The sequence below is a fragment of the Boudabousia tangfeifanii genome (assembly GCF_001856685.1).
Classification (GTDB): Bacteria; Actinomycetota; Actinomycetes; order Actinomycetales; family Actinomycetaceae; genus Boudabousia; species Boudabousia tangfeifanii.
Window position 1 is genome coordinate 1978830 of record NZ_CP017812.1, and the last position, 21009, is coordinate 1999838.

Genomic DNA, 21009 nt, shown 5'->3' on the forward strand with positions numbered 1-21009 from the left:
GAAATCACTCTACTAGTAATTGTTTCAGGTACGAAACCTAAATCTTTAAACCTAAGAGCTCAGCATCAAAAAATTTTGGAGGATTCCCTAGCTTCTTATAAAAAAAATCCTCATATCGCGCGAGTTTCTGAGCCAAAACAGTAGGCCGCTGCGTCAAAAAATACAGCTGCAAAACTCCTACCTTAGTGTTACCTGCAGATTGCCCTAACACATCTAACGCAAATTCAGTAGATTCTGTGATAAATAAATTAAACAGATCATCCCCACTCGGGTCATATGAATCTAACAACTTAGAAATCTTGTATCCTGATTCCCTATTGCCCTTAAAGTAACGAATCTGCGCTTCTGACGAATATTCATGAAAACGTGCTTCAAAACGCTCAAACGAATAATAGAACCTTGATTGAAAAGCAGCAAGTGAATTACTAATTTCAAAAAGTTGCTGATTGATAGAAGTAATATCTTCTAAATCTTTATTGTCAAAAAACCCAGTAGCCGAATCAGCATTATCAGATTCTAAGTTTCTTCTGAAAGAATTATTTATTTCATCAAATTGCAGAATAAATTTATCGAAATTTAAACGAATTTGAGCCAAAAGACGATTCGCAGGGTATGCGAGCAAATCTAAATAATCCCGACGCGCAAGCGCCCAAGACGAAGATATCACGCCATTGCTAACTTGAATCTTATCGCCCTTTTTTCCTTCGATTTCCTGAATCATTCTGGTCATTCGGGAAACGTACTCTCCGAAATTCAAGTGAGCAGAATCGACATACGCAGAATGCGCATACAAAGCATAGAGCAGCAGATCAGGCCCTATAACACAAACTATTTTCTTGTCAGTCATTATTTACTCGCTATTTATCAATTTAAAACCATTTTGACCAAACCTGAGTTATTTCATTAACATAATAATCACTTAGTTTAGCAATGGCATCATCATTCCACTCATCGTTCTGGACAATAAAACTAACGACGGTATCGTCAACAATACCCTCAGGGTAATGGATCTTGACGTCCTCAAAGGAACGCGTATTACGAGGACGTCGAATTCCATAATACAAAACGTTATTCCCTAAGAAATCCAAACTTGGGTCATAAGAAGGTCTACTAGAAAAAGCAGACCAACTAGCGTCCTCCAAGCCATACTGCCAAACCCGAATTGCGTTTCCTTCAAATGGAGGGAAGATCGTTTTAAACGCTACCGATCTCAGCAATAAATTTAAAACGCCAACGTTATAAACGTTACTACCTCGAAGCTCATTTAAAACTTCCTTAGGATCCACTTCATGCAATCTCATGCTAGTTAAATGTTGTGAGGTAGCAAAATTAATGACCGATTTGTCGGAAATCTCCTTACACAGATTTCCAACTGCTATCTCAACCACATTAGATTCACTTGAACCTTTCGCCAGCTTGAAAACAATCCTTAGATAAACTCCAATAGCGGACATAACCACATTTTTCACTGCGCTTGGATCGGTCTCCGGCGAAATATTTCGCGCCAAACAAAGAAATAAAGGACGCAAAATCCTAAGTCCAACTTGTTCATCTAAAGTACGCAAACAGGCGCCTAAGACAATTCTCGCATACTCAACATGCGACTCATCTTTGGAACCCCCTTCAGCACCCTGCTCTCCATCACTAACCAGCCAAGAAAGTGCTTTTTGAACTAAACTCGCATCCGCACCTTTTATCCACATAAACTCATACACATCTAAACTCGCATTAAGCAAGTCAATGAAACGCTCTCGCGTTTTTTTATCACGCGAGTTATTGAAATATATTTCCTTAAATTTGAAGTAAACCTCTTTACCAGATACTGGACCATGCTTTGAAATGAAAATATGACGAATAAAAGTCTCAATTTGCGAATCTCTGATCCCCAAACCATTTATCGCTATAATAAAATTATTCCATTCATTGTACACCTGTTCTTGCTCGGTTTTGTGCGCAGTTCCAACAGTTAACATCTTCAGCAAATCAACTGTTGTTAACTGCTGTCCCTTACTATTGAGCGCTTCAAAGATTTCAAAGGCATCTGCGGCATCTTTCTCTTCCCAAAGAATAAACCTGATGCTATATCGTAAAGCCCCAAGCCAGTCTTTGATCCGTGACATTGTCAGCTCACTATCATCATCATCAAAAACATTATTCTTGAAGTAATTATCCACAGCGGAAATTGCCTTCTTCATTTTTTCAATTGAAGATGTCACATAGCCAGGCCCAGTAAAACTATCGCTTTCAATAGATTCATATTCTGGCAACTCAATATCGTTTCTATATTTACCAAATTCAGAGGAAATATGGCCATACCACCAATTATTTGCCCCTACATTTGAGAACCGCACACTCCACACGATTTCTTCAGCCCTACTATCTACTTTCGAAATATAGGGATTAATTATGTCACGAGCAACCAAAAAACGCTTTAACTCAGCTGCTTTTTTAGCGAGACAACTAGCGATCATCATGATAGTTGTCAAACGCTGTTGGCCATCTATAATGGATACTTCCATCCGATGATCACTATCAGAGTGTTCGTCCTCATTATTAAACTCCAACACCCCATTCGAATTATCTGAATTCTCCACTGATGCTAGAACAATAGCTCCCATAAGACGTTGATAGTCACCACGACGTTCAGAATGTTTAGAACGATCTATAATTAGGTTAATACTTGATAGAAAGTCATCTACATCTTCTGGCTCCCAAGAGTATTCACGCTGATAAAGTGGAAATACAAATCTGAAATTATTAAAAAGACCTCGTGCTGAAGTTGTAGTAACATTCATCAGTCCACTCCATTTTTGTTCCTAAAGACACTTAACAACTTCGAAGCGTCCTCATCGTCATACATCTTGAATAGTTCTCTATCGAGAATAATTCCCTTTATCTGATTTTGCAAGTTTTTATCGATCTTGTCCAAAAAATCGATAGCTTCTTTCTTAAACTCACCTTTATCACCCAGAAGATCTTTGATGACAAAACAGTTTAATTTTTCCCAATACGTCTCAGAGTCTTTTTCTGATCTTTTAGATTCCTGATGCTTGCATACTAGGACATCAATAAAATACCCGACATTCCCCTCAAGTTTATTGCGAATCGGAACGTCGCCGATTTTATGGTTCCACAAATACTCCAGTAAATAATGCGTATTACGATATATGGTAAATGAATTATTTTGGGACTTCTGTTCCCTATGAATTAGTAACTCTAAAAATCCGTTCAATTCCTTAAGGTCAATCTCTGCATTTGAACTTGAAAAAGTAAGAAAATATTGTTCTACAGCATTTTTCTTTATTACTTTTTCGTCACCGAAATCAGCTTTGTACAGCTCATTAAATGATTCAGCATCCGGCGAATAGTTCACCGACAACGGGTTATCAAACATTCCTACTGTGGGAAGAGGAACCAATGGATTCCTTCGAAATTCAGTCAGCAACAACTCAGTTGCACTACTAACTTTCTCGTTACTCTCGTTAGTAATTGGAAATAACACTCTCGACTCACGAAGAATTGCCAGAATTTCATCCTTATCTTGCGCAGACTTAACTTGTTCTCGCAGAACTTGCCCAACCTGCATCGCAACTAAACCACGCTGAGACTCGAGTAATTTCTGAGATTCCTTTAATACACGTTCTGACTCATAGCTACTTGCAACAGTTAAAAAATGAATTGCAAACGCTATGAAATATGCTGGAACAATCGAAATTAAGCTCTGAAGGATACTCTTCAAAAAATTGTCTGATATACATGCTAACCATATGATAAACACGATAACGACCACTAGCGAGAGCAAACTAACCGTAAACCAGGTTCTTTTATCTTTTTCGATATTTTTCAGCATTTCCCACATACCGAAATAATAATGCATATTTCAATAAAAGTATTTTATTCTGCAATAACCTTACGACGACTTATGATACTAGGGAATATTTTATATAGAACAACGAGTATCAACCGCAAGCTACTTCAAAACGCAACTAAATCCTTCAACTTATGCCTAAATAATTTGTCCACTGAACGCGTAAAGACTTGCAATAATTCTTGACCTTTACAATAAGAATCACTCAGTACCAAAACACTTTATTAAGGAAGTCATAGTAAATTATTTTCAACGAAAACACGGGGTCATCTGAGCCAACTGCGGGAATCGAACCCGCGACCTGCTCTTTACGAGGGAGCTGCTCTACCGACTGAGCTAAGTTGGCAAGTCTTTTCAGACTAGGTTACTTTAAACATTTACCCCTTGTTTTGCAAGTGGAGTTTACTTTGGTCACCTACTTTTTAGCAGTATTTGTTTTGTTTGGGCATCTGGTCTTTCAGGAAGATGTCGTCCACGGTTTGGGTGACGCATTCATTTGCGTTCGAGTTGTAGGCGGTGTGGTTCCAGCCCTTCACGGTTAGGAGCACTCCCTTGTCGAGCTGTTCAGCTAGGGATTGTGCCATGGATAGTGGGGTGGCTGGGTCACCGGTAGTGCCGATGACTAGGATCGGTGGGGCGCCCTCGGCTTTAATTGGCCCGCGTTTGCCAACCGGTTTGACGGGCCAATCTTGACGCAAGGCGTCACCGAGCATGAACTGTTCACCTAAGATGGGGTGCTTTTCGAGCAGTTCTTTCGCTTGTTTTTGCCAGGTGTCCATGTCGCCTTCGATTGGATAGTCGAGGGCGTTAACCGCGAAGAATGATTCTTTACTGTTGCCCTTGTAGGTGCCGTCATCGAGGCGGTCGTTCATCTGGTCGGCCATCGACAACAGGATTTGCCCGTTGCCTTTTAGCATGGCGTTTTCTAACCCTTGGGTGAGAATGGGGAACCATTGCTGGTTGTACATTGAGCCCATGATTGCGGTGATTGCCAAGTTTTCGGTCAGGGGTCGCTTGGGGTCGCCAGTCCTCAGTGGCTTCTGGTGGAGTGCCCGGACAAAAGCCATGATTTGCTTGGCCCCGTCCTCTCCCCTGCCGAGGAAACAGTTCGGGTTACCGTCATTGCACTCGTCGGCAAAGTGGACGAGCGATTTTTCGAAACCAACCATTTGTGCTTCGGCCACCTGATCGTAATTGAGCGAAGGGTCAAGCGCCCCATCAAGCACCATGTGGCCAACGTTCTTCGGGAAAAGTTCCGCGTAGGTGGCGCCAAAGAACGTGCCGTAGCTAAAGCCCAAATAGTCAAGTTTATTGTTGCCGTTTAGATGCCGAAGCACGTCGAGGTCGCGGGCTGCCGAAACAGTGTCCACCCATTTGATAGTGTCGCTCTTTTCAAGGCACTTCTTGCCCATATCGGCCATGCGTTGACGTTCATGCGCTAGACCGGCCTCGGTCAGCACGTCCTGAGTATTTTCGCTAAGCAGCGCGTCCATCTCTTGCGGTGTTATGCACTCGATCGGGGTGGAGTGGCGAGTGCCGCGGTTATCCATGCCCACGATGGCGAACTTGTCCAAGATTTCTTGCGTGAACACGTGGGAGGCGTTTTCGGCCACGAAATCAACCGCGGAACCACCAGGCCCACCCGGGTTAGTGTAAATGTCGCCGCTTGGTTTCACTCCAGATTTCACGTACTTTACGGCGGTGATGCTCAGGTCGCCCTCGGACGGGTTGGCATAATTTTTCGGCACCTTAAAGGTGGCGCAGGTGCTTTCCTTGGTGGCCTCAATGGAGGAATCGCAGTTGCCCCAGACCAATTTCTGGTCATAGTAGCTTTCCAAGCCGGCCGGGATTGGGCTGGCCGAGGGCGTAGGCTCCACCGTTTTTTGGACCGCGTCAGAGCCGTCGGAACCAAAACTGCAGGCCGCCAAGGTGGCACTCACGGCAAGGACTGCTCCCAAAGTAGTTAAACGTCGACGAAGAGGCTTGCGCGCAGCGGGGCGAGCGCCCACTTTCGTGGTACTTTGCGAACGTTCTTCGGCCGGGGAGACAGCGAAAGTCATGAGACTCCTTGTGAGGTTAAGATTTTCAAGGCTGAGGAAATTCTACCGGTAAAAACTCCATAATCATGCCTTCAAGCACTAACAATGGGGTCACATTTCCCGCTAGACGCTTTCTGGCCACCGCGATCGCGTCCATACAACGAAGGGTTTTATCGGCGCTGGTCCGAGTCGCCACCTCTTTCACCAACGCTTCCAGGTCCGCATTAATGATGGGCACATTAGCCTGGTGTTGAATGGTGAGCACATCGCGGTAGAAGCTCATAATGTCGAGCATTACCCGGTCCAGGTTGTCACGCTCAAGGCGGGTCAAACGCTTCTTTTGTGCTTCCTCACGCGCCCGAATCATCGTGCGCACCGAGGGCGGAACGTTCTCCCCCTTCTTAATCCCCAACTGTTCTTTCAGGGCCGCGATTTCTTGGGCGTCTGCGTCTTTCTGTTTCGCTTCAAAAGCTTCCTTCGCGTTCTGCACCAGCCGCTGCGCCGCCACCGCCGCTTCGCCCGCATTACGAGCCGAAACCGGTTTAATGATCAGATCGCGTCGTTGGGCAATCGTGTCCTCATCGTCCTCGGCCAGCAAACCGTGAGCGCGACCAATGTGACTCTGGGCGGCCAAAGCGCAACGCAAAGCCAGTTTCGGGTCATCAGTCCAACCCTGCTTGACCATGTACTCGGCAACCAGTTTGGCCGGCGGAATCTGCAAGTTTACGTTGCGGCAACGCGAACGGATCGTCACCAGCACATCGCCCGGCGAAGGCGTGCACAAAATCCACACGGTACGCTCCGGGGGTTCTTCGATCGCCTTCAACAAAGTGTTGGTGGTGCGAGTAGCCATGCGGTCGGCATCCTCGACCACGATGACCCGCCACTTGCCAAGAGTGGGGTTATCCTGCGCCTTATGCACCAGCTCGCGCACCTTATCAATGCTAATAATCACCGCGTCGGTATCAACCCAAGTGACATCCGGGTGGATTGGTCGAGACTCAGGGCGTTCCTCAGTCTTTGGAGGCATGACCTTACGGCAAGAATCGCACTCGCCACAGCCAGGGAAAGTGGGGTGTTCACACTGCAAAGCGGCCGCAAAAGCCTGCGCGGCCTTAGACCGACCCGAACCGGGAGGGCCCGTCAGCAACCAGGCGTGGGTCATGGCCCGACTATCAACCTGGTCCCCAGTCAAACTAGCTCGAGCTGCCAAAGCCGCCTCTTGCAAAGTTTTAACTGCCGCATCCTGGCCAACTAGCGAATCCCAAACTGTCATCGCGTGCCACCCCCAGGCTCAGTTGCCGACAACAATGCTGCTGCTTTTTCTGAAATGGCCTGCCAGATCTGCTCTGAAACAGTTTGAATGTCACCAGTCGCGTCAATCACCACGAAACGTTGCGGATTTTCTTTCGCCAACTGCAAGTAGCGGCTACGCACCGCCTGGTGAAAAGCGAGTGGTTCCGCCTCGATGCGGTCTGTGGCACCCTCCCGACGAGCTAGCGCCTGCACCGGGTCGGCATCCAATAAAATCGTCACATCCGGTAGGAGGCCATTGGTGGCCCACAGTGACAGGTCATAAACATCATTGCCGAGGTCGCGACCCCCACCCTGATATGCCACCGACGAATCTAAATAACGGTCAGTGATCACCACACTTCCGGCAGCTAAAGCCGGGCGAATTTTCGTGGCCACATGATACGAACGATCAGCCGCATACAACAAAGCTTCAGCCTTTGGGTTCAGATCCACCCCATGCTGGACCAGTTGACGAACCTGAACCCCAAACGGATCGGTACCCCCTGGTTCACGCGTGAGCACCACATTTCGGCCTAGGCTCTCAAACTTACGGGTTAGTGCCGCAATCTGGGTTGATTTACCAACCGCTTCCCCGCCCTCGAAAGAAATAAACAGGCCCCGACTTTCAGGTTCGAGCCGGGTTTGTGTGGGGATAGCAGGCACGGTTTCACTCATGCGCTCTAGTTTACCTGCCGAGGGCGCCAGCCGGTAGCTTTATCCTCAAGAGCGAAGCGCCCCCTGTGGAAACTATTTTTCGTCCTGCCAGGAAGTGGACCACAAGAGCCCAAAAGCGGCAACGGTCAAGCTATCGCGCAACTGCCCTTTGGCAATCATGCGAGGGATTTCAGCCAGTGGCACCCATTTTGCACACTCGACTTCTCCGTCGGTTTGGTGTTGTGCCTGCCCGTTTTGGACCGGTACTTTCACCACGGCCACCGCATTGGCTTGTAAGCCCGAGTCGATCCAAAGTTCCCCGAGTAATTCGGCTTGCCCCGCGATCGGTTCGAACCCGGTTTCTTCCACTAGCTCTCTGACCGCGGTGGCACACGCGTCTGGATCGGTTTGGTCCCCAAAACCGCGAGGTAGTTCCCACAGTTCCTCCCCCACAGCCTCGCGATTTTGCTTCACTAACAGTACTTGGGCCTCCCAGAGGGCAATGGCGAGTGCCCCGGGCTTGCCTTTAGCGGCAAGAACTCGATGATGACCCTGCTGGTTTCGTTGCATTTCGAGGTCAAAGTCGGCCGCTTTCCAAACGGTTTGCCAGCTACTCATGGGCGTGCCTTTCGCGTGTTTTCAACAGTGGAAACGTACATGGTGGAGGTCATGGACGCCGGTCCCATCTGCCAGATTTCCTTCAGTTCAGCATAGGGGAAGGCCACCAAAATCGCGATTAGGGTCCACAATACGAGGTCGAAGATGCCCCCACCCTTGGGGGTGCCGAGGACGCCAGCTGCCACGTTCGAGAAGAAATTGTCGAGGAAGCCCGCGTCATGCAAGCCCAAAATAACCGCAACAATCGCCAACAAAGTGAAGCGAATAATGCCGCTGCGCAAGCGCTGACCCCAACTACGAGTGTCATCCATGGTGTCACGAATCGCTAAAATCACATCATTCCAAGCGCGGGGACTGGAGCCGTTTTGTAGCACCACCCGGTCCACCAAAGGGTGATTGTGGAGCCGATGGTACTGGCTTGGACTCATCTCTTGCATAGCTTGGATGACTTCGCCCTCGATCCGCAAAGGACTCTCGGTGCTGACCGGCTTAGGGGCCAGGCGCGCCTTGGCAATTTCCCAGCGGGTGCGTCGTTTAGTGCGCAAACCCCACCGCATTTCCACCTCGCGTTCAGCCGACGAAAGCGGGTCCCCCACTTTGCCGAGCGCGAGGTCAGCAGGCAAAAGCGTATTAGTGAAAGCTAGCCGAGCCACCTGATCAAGGTATGCTTTTTCCTTCTCGCGAGCGGCAAAAACCGAATTCTCATACAGTTGCGACCACCAGCGAATAACTGCTCTCGCCTCGGTTGGTTGCAACTCCTGCTGAGCGATCTTTTCTGCCGCCCAGGCGACCACGAAACTGCGGGCAAAAATGGTTTGTTCTGGCTTTTTCGGCAAATGCTCCAAATAGTTTTTCAAATCAGCGACCAGTGCTTGTGTGCTGGTCTGGCGATTGCTGCCAGTCTCACTACCCCAGAACTCGGGGTCTTTCACTGCGCTAAGATCTGGCCATTTTTCCAGCACAATCCGGCCCGTGCGAGCCGCTTGCGCCCACTCGCTGCGGGCTTTCGCGATAAAAAGTGGATCTGCAAGCCGTGCTCGGAGGAAAAGCCCTGGGGTGGTTGGCTCCGGCAGTTGATGCCTTGGTTCGAGGTCAAAAAGCACCTGGGCTAGCGCCTGGGTTTCACGTGAAACGCCCTCGGTCGCAGTTGCGGGCGCAGGCGCTAGATCGCCTCCGGATTCGGGCGCAGCATCCCCGCGGGTCACGGTCCTGTCTGCGGGCATGAAGTTCTCACCTGGCATGTTCGCAAGCGCGGGCGCGGCCGGGTTTTCGCCCTCGGCCCGCAACTTGGGGAGTTTGCGGTCCGCAACTGGGGTGCGACCGTATTCCCATGCAACCGTGGCGGCCGAAGCAAAATGTCGGTCGAGACGTTCGAACTGTTTAGCCAGAATCTGGCTGGTGGTTTCACCGGTAAGTCGCGGCGGTTCGGGATGTTCCAAGGAGGCGGTGGTGATGGCCGATTGGTTCGTTAACGTCATGGTTTCGGTGAGGGCTTGGGCCTGTCCAGGCTGACAACCCACTACCAGCGGCAGGTCTTGGCCCGGTTCCAAACCGAGGGCGCGAGCAAAGCCATCAGGCCCGAGCGCCAAGAAACAGATCCCGTCAAACAGCTGGTTCCGATCAACATAGATCGCGTCCGAAACTAGCCAGGCAGTGCGGGCCATCGCCACGAAGCGTTCGAGGGCGCGCGCCGGCTCATAGGCCAACCAAGTGCGTGCCTGCTCGAAGGAGTCGAAATCACTGACGCTGACAGTGGCCCTACCCGCAGTCGGCCGAAAACGCGCATAGCTGAGCGCCGCTTGCTCATTGGCGGACGAGTGCGAAACCGGCGAAGACATGCCCCCATCATAGCCGAGGCCGGCACCCTCCAAAGGGAAAGGTAACTAGAATCCGGCTATTTTCCGACTATTTTCCGGCAGAGACTTGCCAGTTAGACAGCAAAAAGCGCAAGTTTTTCCGGATGGTTTGCGGCAAATCCGCGACTTCATTGGAGCCGAGCCCGGCACGCACAATGTCAAGGTGGACGGTAGCGGCAATCGCGTGGGCCAAGAGCTGCAACTTGTCGTCAGTTTCGGTGGCCGGTTTCGGTTGGGTTTCTGCTGGCCCGAGGTCGCCCTCGGCTGGCAAATCCTGCGGGGAAACATTGAGGGTACGTCGTAAAATCTCAACAATCACGGTTTCGAGGCCGGTGATGCGACCAATCGTTTCGTCGCGTTTTTCGCCGGTACCATAAAGGACTTCACGCTGATAGGCCATGACATTGTCATAGTGTGCCAAACATTCGTCGGCCAAAGGCGAGAGCAACGCCATGATCGCCTCGGTCGGATCGGTGTCGCGATCGGCCATTTTTAGGGCTTGCTCGGTGCCCTGGTTAAGGGACTCGTTCATTAAAGTCACCAATAGTTCCGCCTTGGAGCCGGCGTAGCGAAAGAGGGTACCGACCCCAACCTCGGCCTTCGCAGCTAGTTCCGAGGTGGTGACATGGTCGAAACCTTTTGTGGCGAAAAGTTCGCGGGCAGCCGCTTCGATGCGACGTTTCTTGTCCGCCTTTTTCTTTTGACGCAGGCTCCCATCAGGCAAATCCCCCTCGGGCAGATCCACGATTTCGGCTACGTTTGCAGCGTTCGGCTCATCTGGAAGCCGACCTCGGTTAGCTTTAACGACCATGCTTTCCCCCATCTGTTTTTCTAGGTCGATTGTACATCCTCACAAAACGGAGTATACTCCAAATAGAGCGCGCTCCGCTTTTGGGGCCTCCACTCAACTGCTTGATCTTTTGGTCAGGTGGGGCAAGGTAGCTGCTTTTGGGCAGTTAGACGCAAGGAGTGAAAATGACAAACTTCCAGCAGGTTTATCAGAAGAGTTTCCCGGTTTCTCCGGATGGCAATGCCTATGTTCATAATGATTTGGGCATGTACACGCACAATCGTCCGATTCCTCCCGAAGATGTGAAGGAACGTAAAGCTTTTTTGGTTGGTAGTGGCATTGGTTCTTTGACCGCGGCTGCGTTTTTGATTCGCGACGGCCAGATGCCGGGCGAAAATATCGTGATTTTGGAAGAGCTGGCAGTTCCTGGTGGCGCTTTCGATGGCAATGGCGATACCGAGAAGGGCTTTATTGCTCGTGGTGGCCGTGAGATGGGGCAGCATTTTGAGTGCTTCTGGGACATCATGAAGGATATCCCGGCTTTGGAGATGCCGGAACCGTACTCGGTGTTGGACGAGTTCCGCATTACCAACGAGAATGACCCGAATGTTTCGAACTGTCGTGTGATTAAGAGTGGCGGGCAGAAGGTTGATACCTACAAGATGGGGATCAACAAGAAGGGCCAGCGCGACATGATTAAGTTGTTGTTGGCGAAGGAAGAGGACACTTATTACAAGACCATTGAGGAATGGTTCGACCAGGATTTCTTGGATTCGATGTTCTACACCTTGTGGAAGACGATGTTTGCGTTCGAGCAGTGGCAGTCGGTCACTGAAATGAAGCGCTACATGCATCGTTTCTTGCAGTATTTCCCTGGTTTCTCGGATCTTTCGTGCCTGCGTTTTTCGAAGTACAACCAGTACGATTCGTTCGTGGTGCCTTTGGTGCGTTGGCTGAAGGATCAGGGTGTCACTTTTGTTTATGACACGCTGGTTTACGACCTCGATATGGAGATTACGGCTCATCGGAAGGTGGTTAAGGGCATTAAGATCCGTCACCATGACAAGTCCGAGGAGGTGATTGAGGTTCGCGAAAAGGACCTAGTGTTCGTGACCAACGGTTCGCTAACCGAGTCGACTGGTTATGGCGACATGGATCATGCTGCACCGTACAACCGTAACGCGACTGATGGTTGGGAATTGTGGAAGAACTTGGCGAAGAAGTCGAAGGTTTTTGGTCGCCCGAATGTGTTCTGCTCGGATACGGACAAGACGGTTTGGGAGTCGATCAGTTTTAACTTTATCGGCAAGGATCACCCGTTCTTGCGCAAGATTAAGGAGATGACTGGCAACGATCCTCTTTCGGGTCGGACCGTCACTGGCGGCATTATCACCGTCCAGGATTCGAGCTGGTGCATTTCTTTGACCATGAATCGTCAGCCTCAGTTCCACGGCCAGCCTGAGGATTGGGGTGTGGCTTGGGCTTATGGCCTCTACCCCTTCGCGCAGGGTGACTACGTGAAGAAGCCAATGTTGGAGTGCACTGGTGAGGAGATCTTGCTGGAGTACTGCTACCACTTCGACTTGTTGGACGAGTTCGAGGAGATTAAGGCAAATACGAAGGTTCGCCTGGCCACGATGCCTTACATTACGGCTTTCTTCATGCCTCGCGGTAAGGGCGATCGTCCTGAGGTGATCCCCGATGGTTGCGTCAACTTGGCGTTCCTCGGCCAGTTCGTGGAAACCCCAGATGATTGCATTTTCACCACCGAGGGTTCGGCTCGTACCGCCATGATGGGCGTTTATGGCCTGTTGAATTTGGACCGTGACATTCCACCGATTTGGCCGGCACAGTACGACATCCGTGCCTTGTTGGCGGCGGCAAAGACCATGAATAATGGCAAGCTGCCCGGTGGCAAGATTTTGAGTCGGTTCTTGAAGGGAACCTACTTCGAAGACATCCTGCCGTAGCCCGCTTGGGTTCCGACAGGGACGAGACGTAGAAGCTCCGTTAGGTATTGCTCCAGATAAGTTTCTCGCCTAACGGGCTTCTACTCTTGTGCACGCCCGGACACGTGCACAAATGAGGGTGGCGTCCGCACACCTTTCCCCATCATGGGCGTCACTCTCACCTTTTTAACGTCCTCGCTAAGTGGCAAACATAGTCAACGGAGACTTGCCGCCTAGCGGGGACGACCACACTTTTTAGGCTAGGGTCGGCGTTGGCGCTTGGTTGCCTGAGTCGCTATTGGCCGAGGGCGGTTCGGGTAGCGACCTCGGCCATGCGGGCGAGCCTAGCTGATCAGCTAACAAAAGAAATGCTGAATGCCCAGCTCGTTACCCGTTTGATCGCCCTAGCCCCACTGACTAGGCAGATCTGTCAGTCGAGGTCGTCGGCTTTGATGACTTTTAGTTGCCCGTCTGGGGTGCGCCCGATGAAGGTGACAACGTTGAGTGGCGATTCGGGGATCTGCGGTGGGTTCTCACGTTGCGTAAGGGCGTCAACGGTGGTGGTTTGGTATTCCCAGTACTGGTCGATAACTTTTAGGACCAACTGGTCGTCGAAGCCTTGCGGGGTGGTGGCTCCGGGGAGTTTTTCTCCGCCCTCGAAAACTAGCACGTACTCTTCGGGCAAGGGAACAACTTCGGCGAGGTGGTAATCAGTGGACGCCAACGCCTTTAGTTGGGCCACTTTCTGTTCGTCGTCACCTGCGAGGGCGTAGGCGCGGACGGCGGTGTGGGCAATCACCCCATGCGGCAAATCGACGAGGGCCCAGACATTGAAGCAATATTCGAGGTCGGTGTTTTCAGTCATTCTTATTCTCCTGGTTGGCACCTAGTTCTTTAAACCATTGGGCAAGTTTGCTTGCACTATTTTTGGTTAGGTCGACGCTTGCTTTGGTCGCATTGGTGCTGGCTTTTTGTAGGTATTTCCAGCTATCTCCGGCGATCGTTTTAGTACCAGTCGCGGCCCGCACACCAAGCTGGGCGGCATCATTTGCGGTGGCAGAAATGACTTCACTGGCTGCTTGGAACCAGCCAGGTGCATCCTTTATTTCTGCTTGGTTTAGTTCTAGTTCCACATGGTGGGCAAAAGTGTTAACCATCGAGGTACTTGCTGCCAAAGCGGGAAGGGTACGCCCGACAGCTTTTGGGTGCAACAGTTTTTGGGTGGATGTAACTCTGGCTGCGGCAGCAAGGCGCCCATTGAGAGAGTTCAGCACTTCTTCAATCTCAGTTAGGCGAAGTCGTCTAGCTACTTCCATGGCGCTTTGGTAGTCCGCTAGTTCTTTCGGATTTTCACCCATGGCTCGTTGGATTTCGAGCACGGAGATGCGATCATGCAAGACTAAAGATTGTGCCACGACTGCGAGCCAAACATTTATTTCTTTTTGTAGTTTTTCTGCAGCGTTGGCTTGTGCCCCCGCATTTTTCGCGGTTTCAAGTTTACGGGTTAAACCATCAAGTTTAACTAGAGCGTATGCTCTAGCCGTGGCAAGATTTTGTGGGGCTTGGCTTAGTTTTGACCAGGTGGTTTCACTTAGTTGTCCGGTTTGAAAGGCGATCGCTTCGGTTTCTTTGATGGTTTGGGCCACTCCAAGCAGGTTCGAGACAGCTTGGTCCTTTTGATCTTGTAGCAGGTCCTCAAGTTTACTATCCATTTGTTTGAGGTAGTCGCTGATCTCTTTGATCGCCTGTTCGCGGGCGATTTGTGCCATCACTCCCCCGACTCCTGTCAGTAAGGATGGTGAGGCCACTCCGCGTTTTAACCGGTCTAGTTTTGAGACTTTTTGACTGGCATCAGCCATGCTTCCCACTTTTTGTGTCCGCCCAAGCTTTTTGACCAGTTCAGTAGATTCCTTGGTTTTCTTGACCCATCGTCCAGAAAGTTCGGCGGTTTTCCCAGCTAGTTGGGAAACTTTGGCAACTTTTCCTGCCGAATTGTTTGGTTTCAGGTGAAATTCTCGTGAGTCGATACCTTCGCGATTAAGCCAGGTTTCCAACTGAGTTGGTTCACCCAGTAGCACAACCCCGTGTTCGTCCTCGAACATTTGCAGTTCTTTGGAGTCGTTATTGGGGAAAAGCTCGTCAGTCATTAGCTACCTTCTTTCTGGCTTCCGCCTCTTCCTCACATTTTACTGCTTTGCTCCTGGATGTAGGCGGCCTGACGCCATCAGCTAATTTGGCTGGCAGAACAGATTGCACAAGATTTTCGGGTTTCTGTTAGTTTGCTTCCCGAGGGCGGGGATTGTGCTGGCCGAAGCGCTGGTCTCCCCATGCTCTTAATCGACGTTCGAAGGGTTTTTCGATCACATAATGTAGTGCGGTAGTTAGGAGCAGTGCGAGGGCGAAGATTTCAACTAGCACCAACATTGAGGTGGCAGTGTCTCGGGTTCGCCCGTAGAACTCGATCCAGGCGTATATGACTGTGGCATGCACTAGGTAGAAGCAGTACGACCATTCCCCTAGTTTGACTAGGCTGGGGTGGCGCATGAGGTTTCGTTTTCCGCTGATGTCGACCATGGCACCAAGCATGATTACGATCATGAAAACGATTGAGAACCAGACTAGTGAGGTTTGAGAAACTAGCTGTACAAACATGTTTGTGCCGTCAGTATTTTTTGTTTGCAGGTAAACGGTGATGGCGATCAGAAGCAAAAGGTAGCCCCACCACATGCTCACTTTTGGTTTGTGTTGCATTTGTTTCACATACTGGGCTGCCACTACTCCGTAAAGGAATTCGGGTAGGCGGCTAATCGCGATAGGTGGCTGCCAAAAGAGTGGGAGGACAAAGAGAAAGACTATTTGAAGTGCCATCACTGATGCTATTGCCCCGAAAAATACAGTTGCAGGCATGGCAGGAGTTTGCTTTGCAGGTTTTTCCGTCTCACTGACCACCTTTTGTTTGCCAGTTTTTAAGGCTGGGAAAAGAGCGTAGAAAACGGCTTCGCAGCTTAGAGTCCAGGCTGCTGGGTTGCCCCCGAAAAGGACTGAGGGCAGCTGCCAGAACCCTTGGATTAGTAGCAAACTGGTGACAAGCATCAGTGAATCTGGGGTTTTCTGCCACCACATGTGTGGGTCTGGGTTAAACCGGTAGAAAATGGGCAGTGCAATTAGCAGCGCAACGAAATGGGATGGATAGATACGGGCAAAGCGTCTTAAATAAAACTGTTTGGCACCGACTTGTGGTTTGCTGGACCAAGTTAAAACAAAGCCGGAAAGTACGAAGAAGAACGCGACCCCGAAGTTCCCCACGGTGTAGAAGGTCCCGTAGGGTAGCTTGACTGCCCGGGTTGAATAAATGTGGTAAAGGAATACTCCGAAGGCGGCCCACCACCGTAAACCTGTGAGGGAATCTAGGCGCATTCAATCTCCGTCTCTCATTCAAAGTGCAATCACAACAGGCTAAATCTACCACCTTCGTGCTAGTGCATTATGCTTTTATGATTTCTGGCTTTAGAATACTCACCGTGAAAAAACCAGCTTATGCCTCGACCGGGTCGCGCTTTTACCCGGTGATTTTGACTGTAATGACTGTTGTCGTGATTTTGTCCAATATTGGCGCTTCGAAGGGTGTCCAGATTGGTCCGCTGATCACTGATGGCGGTTTCTTCTTGTTCCCTCTTGCTTACATTTGTGGCGATATCACCACCGAAATTTATGGTTTCGCGGCGGCTCGCAAAGCCATCATCGTTGGTTTCGTCATGTCGTTTTTGACGGTAATCGTTTTCCAGGTGATCATCTGGTTGCCTGGTTTCACGGACGATTGGTCGGTGCAGCATAATGCGGCCATGACCGAGACGCTTGGCCCGGTCTGGCAGATTGTGGTCGCTGGGCTGCTCGGCTTCTTGGGCGGTCAGATGACGAACTCGTTCATCATGGTTCGCGGCAAGGCCCGCAACTACGAGAACCGTTTGATTTCGCGTCTCATGTCCTCTACCGGTGTGGGCGAGATTGTTGATACGGTGATTTTCTGTTCCATTGCCGCAACCGTCATTGGGATTACTTCTTTCACCGATTTCTTGAACTACACCATTGTGGGTGCCGGTTGGAAGATCGCCGCCCAGTATGCGGTCATCCCGATCACCACCCGCGTCATCAAGGCGATTAAGAAGCGCGAGCCTTCCTACCAGCTGGCTAAGTTTTAGTTAACGCCGCAAAACTTGTTCATTTGAACGAGCGATTTTATAAATCTCGACATTATTTTAGGACAATATTTTTTCCCATCTATAGGGAAAGCCTTGAAGGTCAACAGGGCTAATTTACATTACTAGTACCTACGTAATTAGATAAAAGAAAAGCGACAATTTGGCTGAGTATTGGGAAGAAACGACAAAGTTTAGCGTAACTACGGGCCACCGAAACTAGCCGAAATGAAAAACTTCTCTGCCAACTGGAAAAACGATAGTCTGCCACCGCCAAGTGTAGCGACATTCAGGACAACGGTAATAACTCACCTACACAAACAACTGGGTAGGTCACCATACTAAAGCCACATAATTTACCACTATACTCACACAAAAATCCCTCTTCTCCAGTGCCTAATCTAAGAAAAGTCCATAAAACAAACAAATGTAAACATATCCCAGATTTTACCTACAGTATTTTGCAATAATTTTATTAAAACTTATTTTTAATCTTTTTACCACCAAAATTAATTGACAATAAATAAAAATTACAATATCTTTATTTTTAGGTCGAAAGAAAGGAGTAAATCATGCGGAAAAAAGTTTTCCAAGCTTTCGCCTCAACGATGATAATAGCTAGTTTAATCACACCAATAACAGCTAACGCTTCTGATACGGATGACACTAAACCTAAAATTGACTGGTCGAAAGTATACATTCCTGATCCAACGATCAAAACGGGTACTGTAATAGACGGAAACGGTAAACTCCTGCAGAAGGATAAAAACCGTTCTGCTTCTTGGTGGGGAAACGAAACTTGTTATGCACCAGCAGGTATTGAAACAACCTGCACCAGTAGCTATTCAGTATTTGGTAGCCGAGGACTTAAAGTAGGCTATGCGTGGTCTGTCTCAATGATGACTTTTACTTCAGTTATAGTTCGCGCTAAAGGGTACGAAAACCACAGAGAAAAGTGGTTTAGTGCTGGCGCAGGAGAAGACGGTAAAGTTGATGTACCTTGGGGTGAAGTCGCAGCTAGAAAGCAGATTAAAGTGAAATCGGCTGGAGCACCTGCTGGTGCAACTGTTTACTGGTAGACGTTGGGTTGTTAAGGAGCTTTACATGAAAATCTCAAGAACCTTATTAGCGGTATCCGCATTTGCGCTACTCGCTTCTGCTTGTGGGGCGTGCTCATCCACTCCTACAAAACAGACCTTGGAGAAATTAACTGAAGATGAACAATCTCAGCTAGTAAAGCTCCTTAACAAGACTTCCTGTTCACCTGTATTGGCCCTTACCGCTGAACTATCTGTCCCTTATCCTATTTCAGGAAAGGAATGCCATGGTGCAGATAATGCACCTGTTTTTAGCTACCGTGTATCCCAGGAAACGAAAGCCATTCCGATCGCGTTACAGCTTTGGAACGCCTTGGCTAATGACGACTACTGGATTGGGGGTAATGAACATTCATATTTTCTACTCAAGGAAAATATTTTTAACGAGTTACCTGCCGGAGCTTACAAGGACAAGTTTAAGAAATTCACTCAAGATTTTGTGCCTGATATTAAGGACGAGGGCGTAGTTGAGTGCGCCAGGTTTGTTGAATCTAATGTTCGTTCTTGGGTTAGCGATACCAACTACGATCCAGAAATGACTACTGCTGAGTTTAAGCGTCTCTTGGAGCAAAATTACAAAGACCTACGAGAGCGCTATCCTATCGACGGGAAAAAGGATAGTTTCGAGATTGAACTCTGGAATCGTTCTGAGCCGTTAAATCAGCTTTGTCTTTTGCATGGCACTATCTTTGTTGAAGGTCAGGTCAGCTAGAACTTTACGCGACCACCATTGGCGTAGTAGCGGCCAAGGAATTCGTCACGGTAGGTTTCGAATTCGCCGGCGAGCATGGCCTTGCGGATGTTTTCTACTAGTTGCACTGTCCAGTACTCGTTGTGGATGGTAGCCAGGGTGGAGAACAGCATTTCTTTAGCCTTGAACAGGTGGTGTAGGTAGGCACGCGAGTAATGCTGGCAGGTGTAGCATTCGCAGCCTTCTTCCAAGGGCCCGAAGTCGTCCTTGCAGGCGGCTCGGCTGACGTTGTAGCGTCCGTCGGCAGTGTAGATGGCGGCGTTGCGGGCAACTCGGGACGGGTTCACACAGTCAAAGGTATCGGCGCCCATCTCGCAGGCCGCAAAGAGGTCGTCTGGTTCAGAAATGCCCAGCAGGTGGCGGGGCTTGTTGGCAGGCAGTTCTTCCGCGCACCAGCCGACAATGGTTCCCAAGTTTTCTTTTTCGATGGCACCACCGAGGCCAAAACCATCAAATTCTTGCCCGTCAATGCACATGGCCGAAAGGTCTTGGCAGGCTTTGCGGCGCAGGTCCTCATACTGGGCGCCTTGAATGACCCCGAAGAGCGCCTGGTAGGGGCGGTGTTCGCGTTCGATCGAGAGGCGACGGTGTTCACGCAAGCAACGTTGCGCCCACAAGCGGGTGCGTTCTAGCGAGGATTCCTGGTAAGCGCGAGTGTGTGCCAAAGTGGTGAGCTCGTCGAAAGCAAACATGATGTCGGCACCAAGCTGGTGCTGGATTTGCAAGGAAATCTCGGGGGTGAAGCGGTGTTTGGAACCGTCGAGGTGACTGGTGAACCACACACCGTCGTCGTCCACGTGGGCACGGCGAGTGGTGCCTTCGGCTAAGACGTCGTCGGTTTGTTTGCCGGCCATGTCCATGGCTAGCACTTTTTTGAAGCCAGATCCGAGGCTCATTACCTGGAAGCCGCCCGAGTCGGTGAAGGTGGGGCCGGACCAGTTCATGAACTGCCCGAGGCCGCCCGCCTGGTCAAGAATCTGCGGGCCGGGCTGTAAGTACAGGTGGAAGGCGTTCGCCAAGGTGGCCTGCGCCCCTAGGTCTTTAATGTTGTCTGGCAGCACGGCTTTGACGGTGGCTTTGGTGCCCACCACGATGAACGCGGGGGTGTGAATGTCGCCGTGAGGAGTGTGGATAATGCCGGTGCGTCCCTTGCCGTTAGGCAAAGTGCTGGTCACTTCAAAGCTGAAAGTTTCTTGGGCGGGCAGCGGGTCTGGGTCGCTTTGTGGGAGCGGCTGTGGGGCCGGTTTCGCAGCCTGAGCGGCCTTGCGCTTACGCTTACTGCTACCGGTCTTGTTACGCCCCGACTTTTTTGCTGCAGGCTGGGCTTGTGCCTGAGATTCCAGGTGGGTTTCCGTTTCGAGGGCGTCGGTGTTCGCCGACTGCTCTGCTGTACTCATTCCGCTTCCTTCGTGTGCCGAGTGGGTTTAACTAACCACTAAGTATAGACGTGCCCGCTACGGCTTTGCGGTGATTGCCCCGAAAACCTCGTCGAGTAGTTTGGCCGCGCTCTTTTTAAGGGCTTTAACCTGTTTGGTTTGTTGCCGCCCGGTGGCCACTTTGGCGAGCGGTACCGCCAGGCGTAGCTTTTCCAGTTGGGTTCGCCAACCATCCACCTGGTTCGGGTCGAAAGCTTTAGGTGCGGGCCCACCGAGGGTGTTTTCGACCTCGTCCAGCAATTTTTCTACCGCAACAATGCGACGGTCGCGGCCACGAGCGAAACTTTCGGAAAGTTTTTTGGGAGCGTTGACGACTCGGTCATTGGCGTTCACGAAATTCCACACGTTGGAGAGTTTTTCCGGGTCCGTGGCCACATTGATTGCCATTTGTGCGGCTGCGGTCTTTCCCAGTTTTCGCATGGCACCCGAACTTTTCTTCGTCGACATTGTGCTCCCCCT

18 protein-coding genes and 1 tRNA gene are annotated in these 21009 nt (G+C 50.1%); 4 read left to right on the forward strand and 15 right to left on the reverse strand.

The genetic code is table 11. From position 1 onward, the window contains the following. Positions 1-37 precede the first annotated feature (37 nt). From BK816_RS08110 to BK816_RS08155, 10 genes are all read right to left on the reverse strand, one after another. Positions 38-847: a hypothetical protein gene (locus BK816_RS08110; RefSeq protein WP_071164715.1), complete on the reverse strand. Its 810-nt coding sequence runs from the start codon at positions 845-847 to the stop codon at positions 38-40. Between the two features lie 22 nt (positions 848-869). Beyond that, on the reverse strand, positions 870-2795 hold the full coding sequence (locus tag BK816_RS08115) for a DUF262 domain-containing protein (RefSeq protein ID WP_071164716.1): 1926 nt from the start codon (positions 2793-2795) through the stop codon (positions 870-872). Further along, a complete protein-coding gene (locus BK816_RS08120; RefSeq protein WP_156982021.1) occupies positions 2795-3859 on the reverse strand; it encodes a hypothetical protein in 1065 nt (354 codons plus the stop codon). Before BK816_RS08120 ends, BK816_RS08115 begins: the two co-directional genes overlap by 1 nt. Before the next feature lie 282 nt (positions 3860-4141). Continuing rightward, a tRNA-Thr gene (locus BK816_RS08125) sits at positions 4142-4214 on the reverse strand. Positions 4215-4290: 76 nt separating this feature from the next. After that, positions 4291-5928, reverse strand: coding sequence for an alpha/beta hydrolase (locus tag BK816_RS08130; RefSeq protein ID WP_071164718.1), 1638 nt, complete (start codon positions 5926-5928; stop codon positions 4291-4293). 25 nt (positions 5929-5953) lie between these two features. Further along, positions 5954-7183: a DNA polymerase III subunit delta' gene (locus BK816_RS08135; RefSeq protein ID WP_071164719.1), complete on the reverse strand. Its 1230-nt coding sequence runs from the start codon at positions 7181-7183 to the stop codon at positions 5954-5956. Then, entirely contained in the window at positions 7180-7878 is a 699-nt protein-coding gene (gene tmk, locus BK816_RS08140) for a dTMP kinase (RefSeq protein ID WP_071164720.1), read from the reverse strand. The genes BK816_RS08135 and tmk overlap by 4 nt, the downstream gene beginning before the upstream one ends. A 72-nt stretch (positions 7879-7950) precedes the next feature. Then, positions 7951-8475 (reverse strand): NUDIX hydrolase, encoded by a 525-nt coding sequence (locus BK816_RS08145; RefSeq protein ID WP_071164721.1) that lies wholly within the window; start codon positions 8473-8475, stop codon positions 7951-7953. Further along, complete coding sequence (locus BK816_RS08150; protein ID WP_156982022.1) at positions 8472-10346, reverse strand: hypothetical protein; 1875 nt, start codon at positions 10344-10346, stop codon at positions 8472-8474. Before BK816_RS08150 ends, BK816_RS08145 begins: the two co-directional genes overlap by 4 nt. Before the next feature lie 34 nt (positions 10347-10380). After that, positions 10381-11154 (reverse strand): TetR/AcrR family transcriptional regulator, encoded by a 774-nt coding sequence (locus BK816_RS08155; protein WP_083379179.1) that lies wholly within the window; start codon positions 11152-11154, stop codon positions 10381-10383. Between the two features lie 152 nt (positions 11155-11306). Here BK816_RS08155 and BK816_RS08160 point away from each other — a divergent pair, with 152 nt between their 5' ends. After that, positions 11307-13091 (forward strand): oleate hydratase, encoded by a 1785-nt coding sequence (locus BK816_RS08160; protein WP_071164723.1) that lies wholly within the window; start codon positions 11307-11309, stop codon positions 13089-13091. A gap of 409 nt (positions 13092-13500) precedes the next feature. Here the strand turns inward: BK816_RS08160 and BK816_RS08165 are convergent, their stop codons facing one another. The 3 genes from BK816_RS08165 to BK816_RS08175 form a co-directional block, all read right to left on the reverse strand. Then, on the reverse strand, positions 13501-13935 hold the full coding sequence (locus BK816_RS08165) for a hypothetical protein (protein WP_071164724.1): 435 nt from the start codon (positions 13933-13935) through the stop codon (positions 13501-13503). Further along, the gene (locus BK816_RS08170; protein WP_071164725.1) at positions 13928-15217 is read right to left on the reverse strand and encodes a hypothetical protein; all 1290 of its coding nucleotides are present in this window, start codon (positions 15215-15217) and stop codon (positions 13928-13930) included. The genes BK816_RS08165 and BK816_RS08170 overlap by 8 nt, the downstream gene beginning before the upstream one ends. Positions 15218-15344: 127 nt before the next feature. After that, positions 15345-16487, reverse strand: coding sequence for an acyltransferase family protein (locus tag BK816_RS08175; protein WP_071164726.1), 1143 nt, complete (start codon positions 16485-16487; stop codon positions 15345-15347). A 104-nt stretch (positions 16488-16591) separates the two neighbouring features. On the opposite strand from BK816_RS08175, the gene BK816_RS08180 reads away from it, so the two are divergent. From BK816_RS08180 to BK816_RS08190, 3 genes are all read left to right on the forward strand, one after another. After that, on the forward strand, positions 16592-17269 hold the full coding sequence (locus BK816_RS08180) for a queuosine precursor transporter (protein WP_236842324.1): 678 nt from the start codon (positions 16592-16594) through the stop codon (positions 17267-17269). Positions 17270-17838: 569 nt separating this feature from the next. Further along, positions 17839-18345 carry a hypothetical protein gene (locus BK816_RS08185; protein ID WP_071164727.1) on the forward strand — a complete coding sequence of 169 codons (507 nt, stop codon included), beginning with the start codon at positions 17839-17841 and terminating at the stop codon, positions 18343-18345. Between the two features lie 25 nt (positions 18346-18370). Next, a complete protein-coding gene (locus BK816_RS08190; protein ID WP_071164728.1) occupies positions 18371-19075 on the forward strand; it encodes a hypothetical protein in 705 nt (234 codons plus the stop codon). Here BK816_RS08190 and tgt read toward each other — a convergent pair. Both tgt and BK816_RS08200 read right to left on the reverse strand, forming a co-directional pair. Then, complete coding sequence (gene tgt, locus BK816_RS08195; RefSeq protein ID WP_083379180.1) at positions 19072-20511, reverse strand: tRNA guanosine(34) transglycosylase Tgt; 1440 nt, start codon at positions 20509-20511, stop codon at positions 19072-19074. The genes BK816_RS08190 and tgt overlap by 4 nt on opposite strands. 57 nt (positions 20512-20568) lie before the next feature. Further along, positions 20569-20997 (reverse strand): hypothetical protein, encoded by a 429-nt coding sequence (locus BK816_RS08200; RefSeq protein WP_071164729.1) that lies wholly within the window; start codon positions 20995-20997, stop codon positions 20569-20571. Positions 20998-21009: the final 12 nt, after the last annotated feature.